The following is a 20539-nucleotide window of genomic DNA, read 5'->3' as shown; positions in this document are numbered from 1 at the left end:
GGCAATGTATCGATGGGTAAGCCGATTCATCAGCTACCGCACGTTCTATCTGTGGCGGGCGCGTTTCTACTACTACACCCGCAATCTGGATCGCTGGGTGCAGTTCACCTTGTTGTGCCTGGTGGGCATGGTGCTGGTGCTCTGGTACCACTGGCGGGTGGCGAGCGTGCCGCCACCGCGCGTGCATCCGGAGGCCGCCGCGGTGCGCGTGGAGAACATCACCCAGGAGGCGATCCATCGCATCGTGCTGGTGCGGCATGGTGGCCCGACACCGGGTGAGCCGTTCACCACGCCGGAAGACGTCCGCGCGGGAACGCTGCGCACCCTGCGGGTGCGACAACTGCTGGACAGTGAGAGGGTGTGGCAGCTGAAAGCCCACATGCTGGCCGACATGGCGGCATACATCGAAGCCACGGGCAGCTGCTTCCCCTTCCCATGCTGGCAGGTGAGCCACCGGCTGGAGCTCATGCGCGCGGCGGAGGCGGAGAACGCGGCCATCAACCGGGGGCTGGAGCCGGTGCTGGAGGTGCCGTTGGACAGGATGCCCAACCTCAACGGCGGTGAGCGCGCGCGGATACAGACGGCGTGGTCGGACCCGTTCGGCGATGTCTACAACCAGACCTGGTTGCTTGGCGATCTGCAGAACATGCACGCGCGGATGATGATGGCGTACCCGCAGCGGGTGGGAGCACCGTGGCTGATGCGCCTGCTTGGCGATGAGACGGAGGAGCAGCACCATGATGTCTGGTAGGTCAGCGCGCCTTCTGTAGGGCCGAGCCATGCTCGGCTGCTCTTGGGCCAGGTGTCCGGATGCCTGATGCATCGTGCGGACCAACGGTCCGCACCCACCAGAAGAAGGAAGCAGGCAGCGCGCCTTCTGTAGAGCCGAGCCATGCTCGGCTGCTCTTGGGCCAGGTGTCCGCACGCCTGATGCACGGTGCGGACCAACGGTCCGCACCCACCAAGGCCGGAACCACCCAAGGCCGGAACCATTCAAGGCCGGCGCAACCGTCACCCCCCGATATACGCGGTGATCTCCGCCTCGGCCAGCAGCTGCCGCAACTGTGCGACAGACGCGCGTCGCATCGGCTTCTCATCCACCGGCGACAAGGGCGCCTGGCGCAGGGCGTCATACGGCAGCACGGCCAGGTCGAAGGTCAGCTCTTCGGCGCTGAACACCCACACCGGCACGTCCAGGCTCCGTTCGCGGTCCATCCGCAGTCGGCGCGTCCGCGACTCGGCGGGAATGCCGTGCTCGTCGAGGAAGCGGTGCACGGCTTCCGGGTCGTCGCTGTGCAGGTGCAGCTGTACGGGGCTGTTGGCGTCGGCGGTGCCCTCCAGCACCGGGCCGGCCAGGCGCGGTGCGAAGCCGTGCAGGAACTCCAGCGCGCGCATCGCGGCTTCGCGGCGGCGCTGCAGTTCGTTGCCGTGCTGGGGGCCGGAGAACAGCCGCTGGTACTCGCGCAGGGCGTCTTCGATCTCGGTGTTGCGGGGCAGGGAGGCATCGTCGTGGATGCCGAGCCGGCTGGCGGCCTTCAACTTGGCCTGGTGGTAGTCGCGGATGCCGCCTTCGGCCATCAGGCGGGCGGCTTCGTGGGCGAGGCGATGGCGCCGCTCGCGGGTCTGGCTGGCAGCATGCTGACGGGCGCGATGCATGCGATGACTCCTGTTGCGACCTGGCTACAGACTAGCGCACGGATGTGACATCCGCGTGGGTATGGCGGAGGCAACCGCTCTGGTAGGTGCCGACCTTGGTCGGCACGGGGCGCCAACCAAGGTTGGTCTCTACCGGAGCCGCATCGGTGCCAACCAAGGTTGGCCTCTACCGGAGCCGCATCGGTGCCAACCAAGGTTGGCCTCTACCGGAGCCGCATCGGTGCCAACCAAGGTTGGCCTCTACCGGAGCCGCATCGGTGCCAACCAAGGTTGGCCTCTACCAGAGCCGCATCGGTATCAACCCATGGTTGGCACCCACCCGACCCTTCCTCAGAAGATATCGAACGCGGCGGCGTCGGCCTGCGGCGTATTGAGGTTCAGGTCGTAGTCGGTCAGGCGGTCCATGTCTTCCACCTTCACCCACTCGGTCGCGCCGTTGAGGGTGGCCTGGACCATGCCGCTGGGCGGGTCGTTCTGCGCGATCGGGGTGTCCTTCAGCGCGGTGCGCATGTAGTCGATCCAGATCGGCAGGGCCGCCTTGCCGCCGTACTCGCGGTAACCCAGCGAACGGAAGTCGTCGCGGCCCACCCACACGGTGGTCACGTACGGGCCACCGAAGCCGGAGAACCAGGCGTCGCGGTGGTCGTTGGTGGAGCCGGTCTTGCCGCCCACGTCCTCGCGGCCGAGCACCTTGGCCTGGACGCCGGTACCGCGCTGGACCACGTCGCGCATCATCGATACCAGCTGGTAGGCGGTGCGGGCGTCGATCGCGCGCGGGGCAGTGCGGGCATCCGGGTTGGCCGGTGCCGCCGGGGTTTCGACCTTGGCTTCGGCCTTGGCGGCGGCCGGGTCCACCTTCGGGGCCGGAGCGCCGAAGTTGAAGCCGTCCACCACCTGGTTGACCGGCTGGTCACTGCTGCCGGCGCAGTCGCGGCAGGCCAGCGCCGGGTTTTCCTTGAACACCAGGTTGCCGTCGCGGTCATTGACCTGGTCGATCAGCCAGGTGTCCACGCGCGAGCCGCCGTTGGCGAACACGGCGTAGCCGCGCGCCACCGACAGCGGGGTCAGCGAGGCGGTGCCCAGCGACATCGACAGGTTCGGCGGCAGCTCCGATTCGGCAAAGCCAAACTCGCTGATGTACTTGCGTGCGTAGTCCACGCCCATGCCATCGAGCAGGCGCACCGATACCAGGTTGCGTGACTGCACCAGCGCTTCGCGCAGACGCATCGGGCCGCGGAAGCCGCCGCCGTCGTTCTGCGGGGCCCAGGTCTTGCCGCGGCGGTCGCGGAACACGACCGGGGCGTCGAGCACGATCGAGGCCGGGTTGTAGCCCTTGTCGAAGGCGGCTGCGTAGACGAACGGCTTGAAGCTCGAACCCGGCTGGCGGCGGGCCTGGGTGGCGCGGTTGAACTTGTTGCCGGAGAAGCTGAAGCCACCCACCAGCGCCTTCAGCGCGCCGCTGTGGGCATCCAGCGAGACCAGCGCGGACTGGCCGCGCGGGATCTGGTCCAGCAGCCACTCGCCCTCCTTGGCCCCGGCGCGCACGCGCACGATGTCACCGCGCTGCACCAGCTTGCCCGGGGTCTTGTTGGTCCACTTGGCGGCGCCGGCCGGCAGCACGATCTCGCTGCGGTTGGCCAGCACCACGGTGGCGCTGCCGTCGGCGCCGGTGCTGGCGACGATCGCCGGCAGCAGGCCGGCCTGGCCGTACATGCCGCGCAGGTGCTCGGCCAGGGCGGCGGCGTCTTCGCCGGCACCCACCTGCACCTGTTTCTCCACGCCGTGCCAGCCGTGGCGGTGGTCGTACAGCAGCAGGCCGTCGCGCACCGACTGGTTCGCGGCGGTCTGCAGGGTGGAGTCGATGGTGGTGGTGACGTGATAGCCCTTGTTGACCACGTCGCCGCCGAAGCGGGCGATCATCTCCTGGCGTACCAGCTCGGCCACGTACGGAGCATCGACCTGCACCGGCGGCTCATGCGCGGTGGCGTGCATCGGCACGGCCTTGGCCGCGTCGGCCTCGGCCTGGCTGACGAATTTCAGGTCGGCCATGCGCTGCAGCACGTAGTTGTCGCGGCGCTGGCGGGCACGCTCCGGGTTGGAGATCGGGTTGCCCGACGAGGGGAACTTGGGGATGCCGGCCAGCGAGGCCATCTCATCCAGGTCCAGCTCGTTCAGTTTCTTGCCGTAATAGAACTCGGCGGCAGCGGCCACGCCGTAGGCGCGGTTGCCGAAGAAACTCTTGTTCAGGTACAGCTCGAAGATCTCGTCCTTGCTCAGCTCGGACTCGATCTTGCGCGCCAGCAGGATCTCGGCCAGCTTGCGGGTGTAGCTGTACTCGGAGCTGAGGAAGAACTGGCGGGCCACCTGCTGGGTGATGGTGGAGCCACCCGGCACGCGCTTGTCGCTGGTGGTGGCCAGCAGCCAGACCGCCCGCCCGATGCCCATGTAGTCCACGCCGCCGTGCTCGTAGAAGCGGGCGTCCTCAGTGGCCAGGAAGGCCTGCTTCAGCTTCTCCGGCACGTCCTTCATGGTGATCGGGGTACGCCGGGTCTCGCCGAACACCGCCATCAGCTTGCCATCGGCAGCATAGACGTACATCGGCTCCTGCATTTCCACGTCGCGCAGGGTCTGCACGTCGGGAAGCTTGGAGGAAACGGCGTAGTACAGACCGCCCACGGCGGCCGCGCCGATCAGCGCCAGGACCAGGACAATCAAGAAGATCCAGCGCAGCCAGCGGCGGAGTCGAGTCATCGGGTTCAGATTCCGATTGCGAATTTCGTGGTCGCAGAGTATAGATTACGCAAGGTGCCGGCTGGGGTCGGCACCGGGGAGCGCAAGGGGAACAGTCAGGGGCTGCATGGTGAATCCGTGAAGGAATTCACAGCAGGGCCGTTGCCATTTGCTAAGAATACGTTATTAATGCTTGGGCGCAGGTCTTGCGTCCAAGTGCCCGTCGGCAGGGGAGAAACCGTGGGGCTCATCCCAAAAAGTCAGTCGCCGCTCGTAGGCGTCGACATCAGTTCGACTGCGGTAAAGCTTTTGCAGCTGTCCCGCAGCGGCAATCGTTTCCGCGTGGAACATTACGCTGTGGAACCTCTGCCGCCCAATGCGGTGGTGGAGAAGAACATCGTTGAAGTGGAGGCCGTGGGTGAGGCCATCCGTCGGGCGATGAACCGTTCAGGCAGCAAGGCCAAAGTGGCCGCTGCCGCCGTCGCGGGGTCGGCAGTGATCACCAAGGTGATCCCGATGCCGGCCGATCTCGACGAAAACGACATGGAAGCCCAGATCGAGCTGGAAGCGGTCAACTACATTCCGTATCCGATCGAGGAAGTGAACCTGGACTTCGAGGTGATCGGGTCGATCCCGAACAACCCGGAGATGGTCCAGGTGCTGCTGGCCGCGTCGCGTTCGGAGAATGTCGAGCTGCGCCAGTCCGCGCTGGAACTCGGTGGCCTGCAGGCCAAGGTGATGGACGTGGAGGCCTTCGCGGTCGAGAACGCCTACGCCCTGGTCGCCAGCGAGCTGCCGGTATCCATCGATGGCGTGGTCGCGCTGGTCGACATCGGCGCCACCATGACCACCCTCAATGTCCTGCGCGGCGGCCGCAGCCTCTACAGCCGCGAGCAGGTGTTCGGTGGCAAGCAGCTGACCGATGAGATCATGCGCCGCTACGGGCTGAGCTACGAGGAAGCCGGGCTGGCCAAGCGCCAGGGCGGCCTGCCGGAAAGCTACGAGATGGAAGTGCTGGAGCCGTTCAAGGAAGCCACGGTCCAGCAGATCAGCCGCCTGCTGCAGTTCTTCTACGCAGGCAGCGAATTCAACCGCGTCGATCACATCGTGCTGGCCGGCGGCTGCGCCGTGCTCGGTGGCCTGCCGGAGATGGTCGAGGAACAGCTGGGCGTGCCGACCGTGGTCGCCAACCCGCTGGCGCAGATGACCCTGGGGCCGAAGGTGAACGCGCATGCGTTGGCCCAGGATGCCCCCGCGCTGATGATCGCGACCGGTCTGGCGCTGAGGAGCTTTGACTGATGGCACGCATCAATCTATTGCCCTGGCGCGCCGAGCGGCGCAAGCAACGCCAGCGCGAGTTCTACGCAATGCTGGGCATGGCCGCCGTCGGTGGCCTGCTGCTGTCGCTGATGATCTGGTTCTACTACGACCGTCAGGTGAGCGGCCAGATGGACCGCAATGCCTATCTGGAAGCCGAGATCGAGAAGGTCAAGGAACAGAACAAGGAGATCGACCGCCTCGATGCGCAGAAGGAACGCCTGCTGGCCCGCAAGAAGGTGATCGAGGAGCTGCAGGCCAAGCGCTCGCAGATGGTCCACCTGTTCGACGCGCTGGTGCGCACCATTCCCGACGGCGTGGTGCTGACCGCGCTGAAGCAGGAAGGGGATGTACTGACGCTGGAAGGCCGCACCCAGTCCAACGCCCGCGTTTCGGCCTACATGCGCAACCTGGAGACCTCCGGCTGGATGACCAACCCGGAGCTGTCGATCATCGAAGCGCGTGACCCGGAGAAGGACAAGGACGGCAAGGCCGGCCCGCTGGCCGACATCAAGGCGCTGCCCTACGTGTTCGTGGTCAAGGTGAAACTGCCGGCACAGAGCGAAGAGGTGTCGGCGACGCCGGGCCTGAACGCCGATGGCTCGGTGGCGACGGCTGCGCCGGCACCGGTGGCTCCGTTGGCCGCAGGTCCGGATGCCGCAACGCCTGCGGCGCCGGCGGCGGGCCAGCCGGCAGCAGCTCCCGCCGCACCGGCCACTGCACCGGCCACGCCGGCCAAGCCGAACCAACCGGCCGCTCCGGCCGCCGCGCCGGCCCCGGCACCTGCCCCGAAGCCTGAGGGCAGCCGCCTGGCGCAGCCGCCGCAGGCCTTCAATGCGCTGCTGCAGGGGGACCGCGCATGAGCCAGAAGATCGACATCAAGAACCTGGATTTCAACGACATCGGCAACTGGCCGCAGAAGGCCAAGATCGTCTTCTGCTCGTTGCTGGCGCTGGTCATCATGTTCGTGGCGTGGATGCTGCTGATCAGCGGCAAGCGCGAAGAACTGGCCGGCCTGGAATCGAAGGAAGTCGAGCTGCGCACCGAGTTCACCAAGCAGCAGGAACGCGCGGTGAACCTGGGGCCGCTGAAGCAGCAGCTGGCGCAGATGGAGCAGGTGCTGCAGCAGATGCTGCGGCAGCTGCCGAGCAAGACCGAAATGCCCGACCTGATCATCGACATCTCGCAGACCGCGCTGTCCAGCGGCCTGACCAACGAGCTGTTCGAGCCGGAGCAGGAGCAGATCAAGGAGTTCTACGCCGAGAAGCCGATCAAGCTGCGCATGGTGGGCAGTTACCACCAGTTCGGCGCGTTCGTCAGTGGCGTGGCCTCGCTGCCGCGGGTGGTGATCCTGACCATGCACGACATCAACCTCAAGCCCAAGGAAAAGACCGGCGGCAACGTCCGCAGCGGTGCACTGGAACTGTCCGGTACGGTCAAGACCTACCGCTACCTGGACGAGACCGAGGTGCAGGCGCAGCAGGCGGCCGACGCTGGCAAGGAGGGCAAGAAGTGATGCGCGCGCAGACCGTACGTGGTGCGATGGTGCTGGCTGTGCTGCTGCTGGCTGGTTGCGGCCGTGGCGTGACCAGCACGCCCGGTGACGCACCGAACCTTGAGAAGTGGGTGGAAGGCGAGCGCGCGCGACCGGCGCAACCGCTGGAGCCGCTGCCGGTGATGCAGCAGTTCGAGACCTTTGAATACTCCGCGCAGGGCATGCGCGATCCGTTCACCGATGCCTGGACCAATCCGCAGCAGGGGAATGGCGGATTGCGACCGGACCCGAACCGGCGCAAGGAGCCGTTGGAAGGCTTCCCGCTGGATGCGCTGGACATGGTCGGCACCATCGGTACCGGCGCAGGTACCGTGGCGCTGGTGATGGGGCCGGACAAGGTCACCTACCGGGTTCGCCCGGGCGGTTACCTGGGGCAGAGCGACGGGCGGGTCACGGCGGTCTTCGAAGACCGCGTGGAGCTGATCGAACTGGTGCCGGATGGCGCGGGTGGCTGGCTGGAACGGCCGGCAACGCTCTCGCTTGAAGATCAATGATCGTTTACTGGGGATAGCACGATGACCTTTCACCAAGCCAAGGGGCTGCGTCCCATCCGGCGCTCTACCTTGAACCGTGTCAGCGCGCTGGGAGTCGCGCTGATGCTGGCCTGCGCTCCGGCGCTGGCTGCCGCACCGGCGGAAAAGCCGGTGGGCGCCACCGTGGCACCGGCCGCCGCGCCGGCGGGCCTGTCGGTGGCCAAGATCGATTTCAAGCGTGGCGATGACGGCGCCGGGCGCCTGATCGTGCAGTTCGACGGGCAGGGCGCGATCCCTGACCTGCGCACGCAGGGCAACAGCGTCGTGGTCGACGTCGGCAATGCCCGGCTGCCGGCCAACCTGCAGAAGCCGATGAACGTCACCGACTTCGCCACGCCGGTACAGCGCATCGACGCCAAGCCGTCGGGCGCCGGCACCCAACTGGTGCTGAGCACCGGTGGCGCGGTGGAGTCGCTGGCCTACCAGAGCGGCAACGAATACGTGGTCGAGATCAGCCCGCGCCAGGCCCAGGCCGCCGTGGGTGCGGTCACCGCCGGCAGCGTCACCCAGGCGGCCAAGGCCGTCGGCCAGCGCGGCTTCACCGGCAAGCCGGTGACCTTCAACTTCCAGGACGTGCCGGTGCGCACCGTGCTGCAGTTGATCGCCGAGGAGTCCAACCTGAACGTGGTGGCGTCCGACTCGGTGCAGGGCAACGTGACCCTGCGCCTGGTCAATGTGCCGTGGGACCAGGCGCTGGACATCGTCCTGCGCGCCAAGGGCCTGGACAAGCGTCGCGACGGCAGCGTGATCTGGGTGGCGCCGCAGGCCGAACTGGCCAAGTTCGAGCAGGAAAAGGAAGACGCGCGCATCGCCATCGAGAACCGCGAAGACCTGCAGACCGACTACATCCAGATCAACTACCACAGCGCCACGCAGATCTTCAAAGCGCTGACCGAGGCCAAGGGCATCGGCGGCGGCGGTGGTGGTGGCAGTGGTGGTGGTTCGGGCAGCTCCTCGCAGGAAGACAGTGGCTTCCTGTCCTCGCGCGGCCGCATCGTGGCCGACGAACGCACCAACACGCTGATGATCAGCGACATCCCGAAGAAGATCGCGCGCATGCGCGAGCTGATCAACGTGATCGACCGCCCGGTCGACCAGGTGCTGATCGAAAGCCGCATCGTCATCGCTACCGACACCTTCGCCCGCGAGCTGGGCGCGAAGTTCGGTGTCAGCGGCAGCCGCGACAATGTGTACTTCAGCGGTAGCCTGGATGCCAATGCGAAGACCCGTGAGTCGCAGGTTGCGACCGACCTGGCCAATGCCAAGGCCGAGCGTGACTGGGTAGCCGGTGGCCGGGTCGGCCCGCCGCCGGTGAAGTCCGGCTCGGCGATCACCCGCGGCCTGAACTGGAACCTGCCGGTGGCCGCCGCCAGCAACCCGGGTTCGCTGGCGCTGTCGATCCTCAATGCCGGTTACCTGCTGGACGTGGAGCTGTCTGCCATGCAGCAGGAATCGCGAGGCGAGGTGATCTCCAACCCGCGCGTGGTCACCACCAACCAGCGCGAAGCGATGATCAAGCAGGGCAAGGAAATCGGCTACGTCACCATCAGCGGTGGTACCGCTGGCGGCGTGGCGACCCCGAACGTCCAGTTCAAGGAAGTGGTGCTGGAGCTGAAGGTCACCCCGACCATCACCAACGACAACCGCGTGTTCCTCAACATGCAGGTGAAGAAGGACGAAGTCGACCAGCTGATCCAGCTGGAGGGCTACGGCACCGTGCCGTCGATCAACCGACGCGAAGTCAACACCGCGGTGCTGGTCGAGGATGGGCAGACCGTGGTGATCGGTGGCGTCTACGAGTTCACCGATCGCAACAGCATCAGCAAGGTGCCGTTCCTGGGCGACGTGCCGTTCCTGGGCAACCTGTTCAAGAAGCGCGGTCGCAACAAGGACAAGGCCGAGCTGCTGGTGTTCGTCACCCCGAAGGTGCTGCGCGTGGCCAAGCAGAACTGAGCCGTCGCACCGGAGTCTTCGAAGAAGGGCCGCCCCGTGCGGCCCTTCTTCGTTTGGGCTGGCGGCATGCACGAAGCAGATCCATGCCCAGCGTGGACGGCTGTTCAGCGGTTCTTGATGCCAATCGCAGGGCACCCTGCGATGATGTCGGGAACCCGTGCCGTCCTGCGCCGGTCAAAGGCCCCCATGAACCTGCCACCGCCGATGCCCGAAACCGTCTCGCCGCCGCCCGCGCCGGCCACCTCCCGCCTGCATGCGGCGTTCACCCAGCTGCGCGACGCGCTGTCGGCCGAGATCGTCGGCCAGGCGGCACTGGTCGAACGCCTGCTGATTGCATTGTTGGCCGACGGCCATCTGCTGGTGGAGGGCGCGCCGGGCCTGGCCAAGACCACGGCGATCCGTGCACTGGCCTCGCGCCTGGAAGCAGACTTTGCCCGCGTGCAGTTCACCCCCGACCTGCTGCCGGCCGACCTCACCGGCACCGAGATCTGGCGCCCGCAGGAGGGCCGCTTCGAGTTCGTGCCCGGCCCGATCTTCCACCCGATCCTGCTGGCCGACGAGATCAACCGGGCACCGGCCAAGGTGCAGTCGGCGCTGCTGGAGGCCATGGGCGAGCGCCAGGTCACGGTTGGCCGCCATACCTATGCGCTGCCGCCGCTGTTCCTGGTGATGGCCACGCAGAACCCGATCGAGCAGGAGGGCACCTTCCCGCTGCCGGAAGCGCAGCTGGACCGTTTCCTGATGCATGTGCGCATCGGTTACCCGGACCAGGCCGCCGAATCGGAAATCCTGCGGCTGGCCCGTGAGCGTGCCCGTGGTGCATTGGGCGAGGCTGCGCCGGCGCCGGACAAGATGCCGATGCAGGACGTGTTCGACGCCCGCCGCGAAGTGCTGGACCTGCACATGGCACCGGCACTGGAGCGCTACCTGATCGAACTGGTGCTGGCCTCGCGCGATCCCGCGCGCTACGACGCCGGCCTCGGCCGCCGCATCGCCTGGGGGGCAAGCCCGCGCGGTTCCATCGCACTGGAGCGCTGTGCCCGTGCGCGGGCGTGGCTGGCCGGCCGTGACTTTGTCACGCCCGACGACGTGCGTGCAGTCGCCGCCGACGTGCTGCGCCATCGCGTGCTGCCCAGCTATGAAGCCACCGCCGAGGGCTGGGACGGCGAGCGCCTGGTGCAGGAGCTGCTGGCCCGGGTGCCGGCACCCTGAGCCTGCGCATGACCGATCCATCCCTGGAACAGGCACCGTCCGCGCTCGAAGGTGACGGGCTGCGCCCGCAGCTGGCCGAACTGGTCGCGCTACGGCGGCTGGCACAGCGTCCGCCGCCGCCGCGCCGTGGCCGCACCGGCAACGCGGGCCAGGCACCGTCCCAACTGCGCGGCCGCGGCATGGAATACGCCGAGTCGCGCGAATATGTAGCTGGCGACGACGCGCGCCACATCGATTGGCGCGTGACTGCGCGCACCGGCCGCGCCCATACCAAATTGTTCCAGGCCGAGCGCGAGCGGGTCAGCCTGATCGTGGCCGATACGTCGCCGGCGCTGTACTTCGGCACGCGCGTGCGCTTCAAATCGGTACAGGCCGCCCGTGCCGGTGCGGTTGCCGCGTGGTCGGCGCAGCGCCGCGGCGACCGCGTGGGTGCGCTGCGCGGCAGTGACCGCGAAGCGCCGATTGCCCCTGCGGGCGGGCCACGCGGCGTGCTGCGCGTGCTCGACGCGCTGACCCGCTGGTATGCACAGCCGCCGGTCGACGATCTGGGCCTGGCGCGTGCACTGGATCATGCCGGTCGCGTGCTGCGCCCGGGGGCACGCATGCTGGTGCTGGCCGATCCGCAGCAGGCCATCCGCATTCCGCCCGCGCGCTGGAGCGCGCTGGCCCAGCATCACGATCTCAGCCTGGTGCTGCTGGTTGATCCGCTGGAACTGCATCCCCCCTCGGCGGCGCTGCAGTTCCAGACCGCACAGCAGCGCATCGGCCTCGACCTGCGCCGCAGTGAAGTGCAGGCGCATTGGCAGGCACACTTCGTCGAACCGCTGCAGGAACTGCGGCGCCAGCTCGGCGCACGCCGTGTCGATGTGCAGGTGCTGTCCACGGATGCGCCCAGCGACGCGTGGCTGGCGCCATCACCGACCGAGGTGCCGGCGTGAGCGCCGCGCTGCCGCTGCGCGATGTGCAGTTGCCACCGGCACCTTCATGGTGGCCGCCTGCCCCCGGTTACCTGATGGTCGGCGCGGCGGTGGTGCTGGTGCTGTTGGTGATCGCCGTGCTGATGTGGCGGCGTCGCCGTCGCCGCCAGCGTTGGTTGCAGCTGTTCGATAGCGAACTGGCAGCCACCACCGACGCTGCGGCCGAACTGGCGGCCATTGCCGGATTGCTGCGCCGTGCCGCACGCCGTGCAAAGCCGGGCAGTGAATCGCTGCGCGATGATGCCTGGTGGCAGCGTGTAGACCCGCAGGGCACGTTGCCCGATGCGCGCCGCAGCCTGCTGGCCGAAGGCGCGTATCGCCCACGCGTCGACAGCAGCGACGTGGCGGCCGTGCGCAGTTGGGCCCGCGAGCGCTATCTGGCGATGCTGCTGGAGCGCCGCCGATGAACCTCTGGACGACCTATTGGCCATGGCCGGACCTGCAGCTGGCATGGCCACTGGCATTGCTCGCGCTGCCGTTGCCGTTGCTGATGCGCTGGTGGAAGCGCCGTGCAGAACCGGGCGCCGCGCTGCGTGTGCCCTACGCCGCCGCCGAGCTCGAAGCGCTGTCCGGTGGGGGCCGCGTCGACGTGTCGTGGCTGCGCACGCTGCTGCTATGGCTGGGCTGGTGCGCGCTGTGCATCGCGCTGGCACGGCCGCAGCAGCTGGGCGAAGCCATCACGCCGCCGCAGCAGGGCCGGCAGATGATGCTGGCGATGGACGTGTCCGGCAGCATGGGCGAGGGTGACATGGTGCTGGGAGCCCAGGCGGTTGATCGCCTCACCGCGGCCAAGGCCGTGCTGGCCGACTTCCTGGATCGTCGTGCCGGCGACCGCGTCGGCCTGCTGATTTTCGGTGATCGCGCCTACACGCTTACGCCGCTTACCGCAGACCTGGCCAGCGTGCGCGATCAGCTGCGCGACAGCGTGGTCGGCCTGGCCGGGCGCGAGACCGCCATCGGTGATGCCATCGGCCTGGCGGTGAAGCGCCTGCGCAGCCAGCCGGAGGGACAGCGCGTGCTGATCCTGTTGACCGATGGTGTCAGCAACGCCGGTGTGCTGGAGCCGCTGCGCGCCGCGGAAGTCGCGCGCGCCGAAGGCGTGCGCATCCACACGGTTGCATTCGGCGGCGATGGCAGCATGCGCCTGTTTGGTATCCCGATTTCCACCGACCAGGATCCGGTCGATGAGGCCACCCTGAAGAAGATCGCCAGCATGACCGGTGGCCAGTTCTTCCGCGCGCGTGACACCGCGCAGCTGGCCGGGATCTACGCCGAGCTCGATCGCCTGGAGCCGGTCGCCGCGAAGGGGCCGAGCCTGCGTCCGCGCGAAGAACGCTATGCCTGGCCGTTGGGGCTGGCGTTGCTGCTGGGCGTGCTGGCCTGGCTGTGGCCGGAGCGTCGCCGATGATCGCGTTTGCTTCGAATCTCCCCGATTGGAGCGCATTGCACTTCCTGCGACCGGAGTGGTTGTGGGCGCTGCTGGCGTTGCCCCTGATCCTCGCGCTCGCGATGTACCGGCAGCGGCGCAGTGATGCGTGGCGGCAGGCGGTGGACGCACACCTGTTGCCCCACCTGCTGGCCGCGGGCGCGAAGCGTCGAGTGCGCCTGCCATGGGCGCTGCTGCTGGGCTGGACACTGGCATCGCTGGCCATGGCCGGGCCGAGCTGGCGCCAGCAGGCACAACCGATGTTCCAGGCCAGCGCACCGCTGCTGGTGGTGCTGGACCTGTCCAGCCGGATCACGGCAACCGATCTTCCGCCGTCGCGCCTGCTGCAGGCGCGGGCGAAAGTGGGCGAACTGCTGCGCGCGCGCCAGGGCGGGCAGGTGGGGCTGGTGGTGTATGCCGATGATGCCTACACCGTGGCGCCGCTGACCGACGACGGCAGCAATGTTGCGTTGTATCTGGATGCGCTGTCGCCGGACGTGATGCCGCGTGATGGCCAGCGTGCCGACCGCGGCATCGACTGGGCGACACGCTTGATGCGGCAGATCGGCGCGTTGCAGGGGCAGATCCTGCTGGTCAGCGATCAGGCGGACAGCGAAGCTGCACTGGCGGCGGCGCAGGCACGCAGCCTGGGCCTGCAGGTGTCGGTGCTGGGCCTGGGCACGCCTGCCGGTGCGGCCTACCGCGATGGCAATGGGCAGATCCGCCAGGCCGCGCTGGATGAGGGCAGCCTGCGTGCAGTCGCCACTGCCGGTGGCGGCCGCTATGCGCGCATCTCTGCCGATGACGGCGATCTGCGTGCGCTCGGTGTACTCGACGCGCGCGACGGCACGGCGGCGCAGCGGCCGGGCGAAGGCAAGCAGTGGCGTGACGAAGGCTTCTGGTTGCTGCCGCCGGTGATGCTGCTGGCATTGCTGGCCTTCCGCCGTCGCGCGGTGCTGGCTGCGGTGCTCGCGGTGGGTCTGCTGCCATGGATGAATGACGCGCAGGCGCAGGCCCCTGCGACGCCTGTCTCGCAGCCGGCGCAGGGCACGCTGTGGAAGCGCAGCGACCAGCTGCAGCATCAACGCCTGGCCGAGGGGGTTCAGGCCTACCGCAGGGGCGACTTCGCCACTGCACGCAGACAGTTCGAAGGCATCGACAGCGATGCCGGTTGGTACAACCTGGCCAACACGCTGGCACGCGAAGGCAACTACGACGACGCAATTGCCGCCTACGACCGCGCGCTGGCGCTGCATCCGGGCATGGCCGATGCGGTGGCTAACCGTGCCGTGGTCGATGCCGCACGCAAGCGCAGGCCATCCGGGGGCGGCCAAGGCCAGGATCAACAGAAGCCACCGCACAACGGGCAGCAGAAACAACCGCAGGGCCCGCAGGGCCAACAGAACCCACAGGGACAGCCGAAGCAGGGCCAGCAGCAACCCGGCCAGGGCCAGCCGCCGTCGGGCCAGCAGGGCCAGCCCAAGGCGGGTGACAACAACGCGCAGTCGGAGCCTCAGCCTGGCGAACGTGGCCGCGATGGCCAGCAGGCACCACCGCAGGTGGAAGATGCCAAGGCGCAGGCGCAGGCCGATGAACAGCAGCGCCAGCGCATGCAGCAGGCGATGCAGCAGGCACGCGAGGGTGAGGCCGGCAAGGGGGGCAAGCCAGTGCCGGGTGGTGAGGGCCGCACGCCGCGCCAGCGCGAGGAGCAACAGGCGGTGGAGGCATGGATGCGGCGTGTGCCGGATGATCCGGGCGCATTGCTGCGGGCCAAGTTCCAGCTGGAAAACGAACGCAGGAAGAGGGAAGGGCGATGACGCGGTCGATCAACATGCACGGGCACTGGCCTCGACAGGTGCTGGCGGCGCTGCTGTTGTGGCTGCCGCTGCTGGCCTGGGCGCAGCCGCGCGCGTGGCTGGACCGCGACCGCATCGCGATGGGCGACACGGTCACGCTCAATGTCGAGAGCGACCAGGGCGCCCCTGACTTCACGCCATTGCGCACCGACTTCGACCTGAGCGGGCAGACCAGCAGCCGCCAGGTGGAATGGAGCAATGGCAGCATGCAGCAGCGCAACCTGTATGGCGTGGCGCTGACACCACGACGTAGTGGTGCGCTGGTGGTACCGGGCCTGCAGGTGGGCAGTGTGCGCACCGCACCGCTGACGCTGCAGGTCGATGCGGCCGCCGTGGCGGGGCCCGACAGCAATGCGATGGCCTTCATCGAAACCGTTGTCGATGACGATACGCCGTATGTGCAGCAGAGCGTGGGCGTGGTGGTGCGGCTGTACTTCGCCTCGCAGCTGGCCTCCGGCGAGCTGGTGCTGGATACCCCGGCGGGCGCGTCGTTGCAGCGTGTGGGCGACGACCGCACCGATGTACGCCAGGTCAACGGGCGCCGCTACAACGTGGTCGAACGGCGTTTCCTGCTGATCCCCGAGCGCAGTGGCGCGTTGCGCCTGGCCGGTGCCCGTTTCAGTGGGCGCAGTGCGGGTGGCTTCTTCGACGACTTCTTCGGCGGTGGCGATGGCCGCATGAATGCCACCGGCGCAGACCGCACGCTGCAGGTGCAGGCACAGCCGGCGCAGGCCCCGCAGCCGTGGCTGCCACTGCAGAGCCTGCAGCTGCGCTACACCAGTGCGCCGACCAGTGCCCGCACCGGTGAGGCCGCCAACGTGGTGGTCGAAGCGGTTGCCGAAGGCGCGACGCGCGCGCAGTTCACCGACCTGCCGGTGCCGGATGTCGGCACCAATGCGCAGGTGTTCGCCGAACCGGCACAGTACGAAGAGACCTTCAACGGCAGCACGCCGCGCCTGAAGATCACCCGCCGCTATTCGATCGTGCCGCGCCAGCCGGGTTCGCTGGTGGTGCCGGGGCCGCGCCTGCCCTGGTGGGATGTGCGTAACGGCAGGGCGCAGGAGGCGAAGCTGCCGGACCTGACGCTGGCCGTCGCGGCCGGCACCGGCACCGGCACTGCCTCACCGGCGCCATTGCCGCCGATCGACACCGATGCCGCGCTGCCGGGCGCCGATGGCCAGGACAGCCGCATCGCCGCGACCGATCCGCGTGCCAGCGGCCTGTCCGAGCGTCCGTGGCCGTGGATGGCGGCGGCCATCGGCCTGGCGTTGCTGTGGCTGCTGACTCTCCTGTGGGGCTGGCAGCGAGGTCGGCGCCCGCGCGCAGTGGCGCCAGTAGCGGGCAAGGCCTCTGTGCCGACTGCGGCGGGCGGGCGTGCCGGCCTGGCAGAACTGCGCCGCGCGCTGGATGGCGAGGGCTTCGAACAGGTGGAAGCACAGCTGTGTGCGATGGCTGGTGTGGAACGCATCGAGCAGGTCATCGCGCGGCTTGGGGATGCAGCCCAGCGTCAAGTGCTACAGGACCTGCAGCAGGCGCGGTGGGGCGGGCAGGGGGATCTGGCGCCGCTGCGCACGCGCCTGCGCGAGGTCTTCCGTGACGGACCGCACTGGTCGGCGGCTGCGGGCACCGCCGACACTGACCTGGCGCCGCTGTATCCGCCGCGGCGAACCTGAACCGGCGCCGCTTGCGCGCTTTGTTAGAGTGCATTCATTTTTCGAGGAAACCCGCGTATGACAGCAGCTGCTGCCGACAAGAAGAAGTTGCCCCTGCATTGGAAGATGGGCATCGGCTTTGCGATCGGCCTGGTCCTGGGACTGATCGTGCACGCCCTGGGCGGCAGCGTCGATGGTCTGCAGGCTGGTGCCAAGTGGGTAATGGACTACGTCACCACCCCGGCGTCGGGCCTGTTCCTCAACCTGATCTTCATGCTGATCGTGCCGCTGATCTTCTCGGCGCTGATCATGGGCGTGTCGGAGATGGGCGACATCCGCGCCCTCGGCCGCATCGGCTGGAAGACCCTGGCCTACACCGTGCTGCTGTCCGGCATCGCGGTGGGCATCGGCCTGGTGCTGGTCAACCTGCTCAAGCCGGGCGCGGGCGTCGATCCGCAGACTGCGGCACTGATGCTCTCGGAGAACGCCGAGCGCAGCAAGGAAATCGTCGCTGGCATCCACGGCACGCCGAAGGGCATGGACATGCTGCTGTCGATCGTGCCGAGCAACGTGCTGCAGGCCGCGTCGGACAACGGCGCGATCCTGTCGCTGATGTTCTTCGCGCTGATGTTCGGCATCGGCATGGTGCTGACCGACAATGAAAAGGTTGCCCCGCTGCGCCGCGCCATCGAAGGCGTGTTCGAAATCTCGATGACCCTGATCAACCTGGTCATCCGCCTGGCCCCTTATGCGGTGGCCTGCTTCATGTTCAACCTGGCCGCGCTGTTCGGCTTCGAGCTGATCATCCGCCTCGGCGCCTACGTGGGCGTGGTGGTGCTGGCGCTGGGCCTGCACATGATCGTGACCTACGGTACCGCGGTGTGGCTGTCCGGCCGCTCGCCGCTGTCGTTCTTCCGCGATACCCAGGAAGCAACGGTGATGGCGTTCTCCACCGCCTCCAGCAATGCCACCCTGCCGACCGCGCTGCGCGTGGCCGACCAGATGGGCTTGCCGCAGCGCGTGTCGCGCTTCGTGCTGACCGTGGGTGCCACCGCCAACCAGAACGGCACCGCGCTGTTCGAGGGCGTGACGGTGATCTTCCTGGCCCAGTTCTTCGGCGTTGACCTGAGCATCGGCCAGCAGATCATGGTGATGGCGGTCTGCATCCTCGGTGGCATCGGTACCGCCGGCGTGCCGTCGGGATCGCTGCCGGTGGTGGCGATGATCTGCGCGATGGTCGGTGTGAATCCGCTGGGCATCGGCCTGATCCTGGGCGTGAATCACTTCCTGGACATGTGCCGTACCGCGCTGAACGTGACCGGCGACCTGGCCCTGACCACGCTGGTGGCCAAGGGCGAGTCGCACGATGGCCCGGCCCTGGGTCCGCAGCAGGACTGAGTCCAACGCCACTGCTGGCGACCTGATCGGGGTCGGATTCCTTTCCGCAGGGAAAGGGCTCCGACCCCTTTCACATGCAGAATCCGGCGGAGATCATGACGTGCCGGCCAGCGGCCGGCACGACCGGGCAAGGTGAACTGACCCCCCGCCCGGCGACTATGGGACAATAGGCCGCCCGCACGTCCGCGGCCGCCTCCCGATTCCGACAGAACCATGACGCAGCCTACCCGTCGCCAGTTGGCCAACGCCATCCGCTTCCTTGCCGCCGATGCGGTTGAAACCGCAAAGTCCGGCCACCCCGGCATGCCCATGGGCATGGCCGACATCGCCGAAGTCCTCTGGAACGACTACCTCCGCCATAACCCGAGCAACCCGCACTGGTTCAACCGCGACCGTTTCGTGCTGTCCAACGGCCACGGTTCGATGCTGCAGTACGCGCTGCTGCACCTGAGCGGCTACGACCTGCCGATCGAGCAGCTGAAGCTGTTCCGCCAGCTGGGCAGCCACACCGCCGGTCACCCGGAACGCCACGAGACCCCGGGCGTGGAGACCACCACCGGCCCGCTGGGCCAGGGTTTCGCCAATGCCGTGGGCTTCGCCCTGGCCGAGAAGCTGCTGGCACAGCGCTTCAACCGCCCGGAGCTGGAAGTGGTCGACCACCGCACCTGGGTGTTCATGGGCGATGGCTGCCTGATGGAAGGCGTGTCGCATGAAGCCGCCTCACTGGCCGGTACCTGGGGCCTGCACAAGCTGGTCTGCTTCTGGGACAACAACCACATCTCCATCGACGGCAATGTCGAGGGCTGGTTCACCGACAACACCCCGGAGCGTTTCGAGGCCTATGGCTGGAACGTGGTCCGCGACGTCGATGGCCATGACCCGGACAGCATCAAGGCCGGCATCGAGGCCGCGCTGTCGCAGAGCGACAAGCCGACCCTGATCTGCTGCCGCACTACCATTGGTTTTGGTTCGCCGAACAAGGCGGGCAAGGAATCCAGCCACGGTGCACCGCTGGGCAAGGACGAGCTGGAAGCCACCCGCAAGCAGCTGGGCTGGGAATACGGCCCGTTCGAGATCCCGCAGGCGATCTACGACGGTTGGCGCGCCAATGGCGCCGGCACCCTGCGCCAGGCCGAGTGGGAACAGCTGTTCGACAAGTACGCCAGCCAGTACCCGGCTGAAGCAGCCGAACTGACCCGCCGCTCGCATGGCGAACTGCCGGCCGACTTCGTTGCCAAGGCCGATGCGTACATCGCCCAGGTGGCCGCGGAAGGCCCGACGATCGCCTCGCGCAAGGCCTCGCAGCTGGCCATCGAAGCCTATGCCCCGCTGCTGCCGGAAATCGTCGGCGGCTCGGCCGACCTGGCGCACTCCAACCTGACCCTCTGGAAGGGCAGCAAATCGGTTGCCAGCGACGACGCCAACGCCAACTACGTGTACTACGGCGTGCGCGAGTTCGGCATGACCGCCATTGCCAACGGCCTGGCCCTGCACGGTGGCTTCATTCCGTTCGACGCCACCTTCCTGGTGTTCAGCGATTACGCCCGCAATGGCGTGCGCATGAGCGCGCTGATCCCGGCGCACGCCATCCACGTCTACACCCACGACTCGATCGGCCTGGGCGAAGACGGCCCGACCCACCAGCCGGTGGAGCACCTGGCCTCGCTTCGCTACATCCCGAACAACGACGTGTGGCGTCCGTGCGATGCGGTCGAGTCGGCGGTGAGCTGGAAGGCCGCGATCACCCGCCAGGACGGCCCGAGCTGCCTGGTGTTCAGCCGCCAGAACCTGCCGCACCAGCCGCGCAGCGCCGAGCAGATCGCGCAGATCGAGCGCGGCGGTTACGTGCTGGCCGATGCCGCCGGTACCCCGGATGTGATCCTGATCGCCACCGGTTCGGAAGTCTCGCTGGCCACCGAAGCCAAGGCCCAGCTGGATGCGGCTGGTCTCAAGACCCGCGTGGTCTCGATGCCGTCCACCGACGTGTTCCTGCGCCAGGACGCGGCCTACCGTGAATCGGTGCTGCCGAACGCGGTGCGCAAGCGCGTGGCTGTGGAAGCCGGTGTCACCGGCTTCTGGCGCCAGTTCGTCGGCCTGGACGGTGCCGTGATCGGTATCGACACCTTCGGTGCCTCCGCCCCGGCCGACCAGCTGTACAAGCACTTCGGCATCACCACCGCGCACGTGGTGGAAGCCGCCAAGGCGCTGTAAGCAGCATCGCGACGTAATGAGGAAAGGCCGGCGCACGCCGGCCTTTTCTTTGCCGCAGGAAAA

16 protein-coding genes are annotated in these 20539 nt (G+C 67.8%); 14 read left to right on the top strand and 2 right to left on the bottom strand.

The features are described 5' to 3' along the window. Positions 1-4: 4 nt before the first annotated feature. Positions 5-751 carry a membrane protein gene (locus tag VG561_RS08065; RefSeq protein WP_049404510.1) on the top strand — a complete coding sequence of 249 codons (747 nt, stop codon included), beginning with the start codon at positions 5-7 and terminating at the stop codon, positions 749-751. 260 nt (positions 752-1011) lie between these two features. Here the strand turns inward: VG561_RS08065 and VG561_RS08060 are convergent, their stop codons facing one another. Beyond that, positions 1012-1656: a hypothetical protein gene (locus tag VG561_RS08060; RefSeq protein WP_043034094.1), complete on the bottom strand. Its 645-nt coding sequence runs from the start codon at positions 1654-1656 to the stop codon at positions 1012-1014. Between the two features lie 330 nt (positions 1657-1986). Further along, positions 1987-4407 carry a penicillin-binding protein 1A gene (locus VG561_RS08055; RefSeq protein WP_046432301.1) on the bottom strand — a complete coding sequence of 807 codons (2421 nt, stop codon included), beginning with the start codon at positions 4405-4407 and terminating at the stop codon, positions 1987-1989. Between the two features lie 219 nt (positions 4408-4626). Here VG561_RS08055 and VG561_RS08050 point away from each other — a divergent pair, with 219 nt between their 5' ends. From VG561_RS08050 to tkt, 13 genes are all read left to right on the top strand, one after another. Further along, entirely contained in the window at positions 4627-5685 is a 1059-nt protein-coding gene (locus VG561_RS08050; protein ID WP_046432299.1) for a pilus assembly protein PilM, read from the top strand. Then, positions 5685-6566 (top strand): PilN domain-containing protein, encoded by an 882-nt coding sequence (locus VG561_RS08045; protein ID WP_014648259.1) that lies wholly within the window; start codon positions 5685-5687, stop codon positions 6564-6566. Before VG561_RS08050 ends, VG561_RS08045 begins: the two co-directional genes overlap by 1 nt. Beyond that, a complete protein-coding gene (locus tag VG561_RS08040; protein ID WP_005418916.1) occupies positions 6563-7219 on the top strand; it encodes a type 4a pilus biogenesis protein PilO in 657 nt (218 codons plus the stop codon). The genes VG561_RS08045 and VG561_RS08040 overlap by 4 nt, the downstream gene beginning before the upstream one ends. Beyond that, positions 7219-7752, top strand: coding sequence for a pilus assembly protein PilP (locus VG561_RS08035; protein ID WP_005418914.1), 534 nt, complete (start codon positions 7219-7221; stop codon positions 7750-7752). Before VG561_RS08040 ends, VG561_RS08035 begins: the two co-directional genes overlap by 1 nt. A gap of 21 nt (positions 7753-7773) precedes the next feature. After that, complete coding sequence (locus tag VG561_RS08030) at positions 7774-9744, top strand: type IV pilus secretin PilQ (RefSeq protein WP_134809233.1); 1971 nt, start codon at positions 7774-7776, stop codon at positions 9742-9744. A 186-nt stretch (positions 9745-9930) separates the two neighbouring features. Next, on the top strand, positions 9931-10956 hold the full coding sequence (locus VG561_RS08025; protein ID WP_014648255.1) for an AAA family ATPase: 1026 nt from the start codon (positions 9931-9933) through the stop codon (positions 10954-10956). An 8-nt stretch (positions 10957-10964) separates the two neighbouring features. Then, a complete protein-coding gene (locus VG561_RS08020) occupies positions 10965-11894 on the top strand; it encodes a DUF58 domain-containing protein (protein WP_046432294.1) in 930 nt (309 codons plus the stop codon). Further along, positions 11891-12340 (top strand): DUF4381 family protein, encoded by a 450-nt coding sequence (locus tag VG561_RS08015; protein WP_014648253.1) that lies wholly within the window; start codon positions 11891-11893, stop codon positions 12338-12340. The genes VG561_RS08020 and VG561_RS08015 overlap by 4 nt, the downstream gene beginning before the upstream one ends. After that, a complete protein-coding gene (locus tag VG561_RS08010; RefSeq protein ID WP_014648252.1) occupies positions 12337-13341 on the top strand; it encodes a vWA domain-containing protein in 1005 nt (334 codons plus the stop codon). The genes VG561_RS08015 and VG561_RS08010 overlap by 4 nt, the downstream gene beginning before the upstream one ends. Continuing rightward, entirely contained in the window at positions 13338-15176 is a 1839-nt protein-coding gene (locus tag VG561_RS08005; RefSeq protein ID WP_053495746.1) for a VWA domain-containing protein, read from the top strand. The genes VG561_RS08010 and VG561_RS08005 overlap by 4 nt, the downstream gene beginning before the upstream one ends. Next, entirely contained in the window at positions 15173-16888 is a 1716-nt protein-coding gene (locus VG561_RS08000; RefSeq protein ID WP_164077922.1) for a BatD family protein, read from the top strand. Before VG561_RS08005 ends, VG561_RS08000 begins: the two co-directional genes overlap by 4 nt. Before the next feature lie 57 nt (positions 16889-16945). Then, positions 16946-18265 carry a dicarboxylate/amino acid:cation symporter gene (locus VG561_RS07995; RefSeq protein WP_014648249.1) on the top strand — a complete coding sequence of 440 codons (1320 nt, stop codon included), beginning with the start codon at positions 16946-16948 and terminating at the stop codon, positions 18263-18265. A gap of 213 nt (positions 18266-18478) precedes the next feature. Next, positions 18479-20476: a transketolase gene (tkt, locus tag VG561_RS07990; protein WP_014648248.1), complete on the top strand. Its 1998-nt coding sequence runs from the start codon at positions 18479-18481 to the stop codon at positions 20474-20476. Positions 20477-20539: the final 63 nt, after the last annotated feature.

It is taken from the genome of Stenotrophomonas sp. CASM110 (assembly GCF_049384345.1).
Classification (GTDB): Bacteria; Pseudomonadota; Gammaproteobacteria; order Xanthomonadales; family Xanthomonadaceae; genus Stenotrophomonas; species Stenotrophomonas muris.
The sequence above is the reverse complement of the archived record's forward strand: the minus strand, read 5'-3'. Positions and strand labels throughout refer to the sequence as shown.

What these genes read in the sequence shown, in the direction of transcription:
- VG561_RS08065 (WP_049404510.1), top strand. Translation starts at nt 5, where the DNA reads ATGTATCGATGGGTAAGCCGATTCATCAGCTACCGCACGTTCTATCTG.
- VG561_RS08060 (WP_043034094.1), bottom strand. Translation starts at nt 1,656, where the DNA reads ATGCATCGCGCCCGTCAGCATGCTGCCAGCCAGACCCGCGAGCGGCGC.
- VG561_RS08055 (WP_046432301.1), bottom strand. Translation starts at nt 4,407, where the DNA reads ATGACTCGACTCCGCCGCTGGCTGCGCTGGATCTTCTTGATTGTCCTG.
- VG561_RS08045 (WP_014648259.1), top strand. Translation starts at nt 5,685, where the DNA reads ATGGCACGCATCAATCTATTGCCCTGGCGCGCCGAGCGGCGCAAGCAA.
- VG561_RS08040 (WP_005418916.1), top strand. Translation starts at nt 6,563, where the DNA reads ATGAGCCAGAAGATCGACATCAAGAACCTGGATTTCAACGACATCGGC.
- VG561_RS08035 (WP_005418914.1), top strand. Translation starts at nt 7,219, where the DNA reads ATGCGCGCGCAGACCGTACGTGGTGCGATGGTGCTGGCTGTGCTGCTG.
- VG561_RS08030 (WP_134809233.1), top strand. Translation starts at nt 7,774, where the DNA reads ATGACCTTTCACCAAGCCAAGGGGCTGCGTCCCATCCGGCGCTCTACC.
- VG561_RS08025 (WP_014648255.1), top strand. Translation starts at nt 9,931, where the DNA reads ATGAACCTGCCACCGCCGATGCCCGAAACCGTCTCGCCGCCGCCCGCG.
- VG561_RS08020 (WP_046432294.1), top strand. Translation starts at nt 10,965, where the DNA reads ATGACCGATCCATCCCTGGAACAGGCACCGTCCGCGCTCGAAGGTGAC.
- VG561_RS08010 (WP_014648252.1), top strand. Translation starts at nt 12,337, where the DNA reads ATGAACCTCTGGACGACCTATTGGCCATGGCCGGACCTGCAGCTGGCA.
- VG561_RS08005 (WP_053495746.1), top strand. Translation starts at nt 13,338, where the DNA reads ATGATCGCGTTTGCTTCGAATCTCCCCGATTGGAGCGCATTGCACTTC.
- VG561_RS08000 (WP_164077922.1), top strand. Translation starts at nt 15,173, where the DNA reads ATGACGCGGTCGATCAACATGCACGGGCACTGGCCTCGACAGGTGCTG.
- VG561_RS07995 (WP_014648249.1), top strand. Translation starts at nt 16,946, where the DNA reads ATGACAGCAGCTGCTGCCGACAAGAAGAAGTTGCCCCTGCATTGGAAG.
- tkt (WP_014648248.1), top strand. Translation starts at nt 18,479, where the DNA reads ATGACGCAGCCTACCCGTCGCCAGTTGGCCAACGCCATCCGCTTCCTT.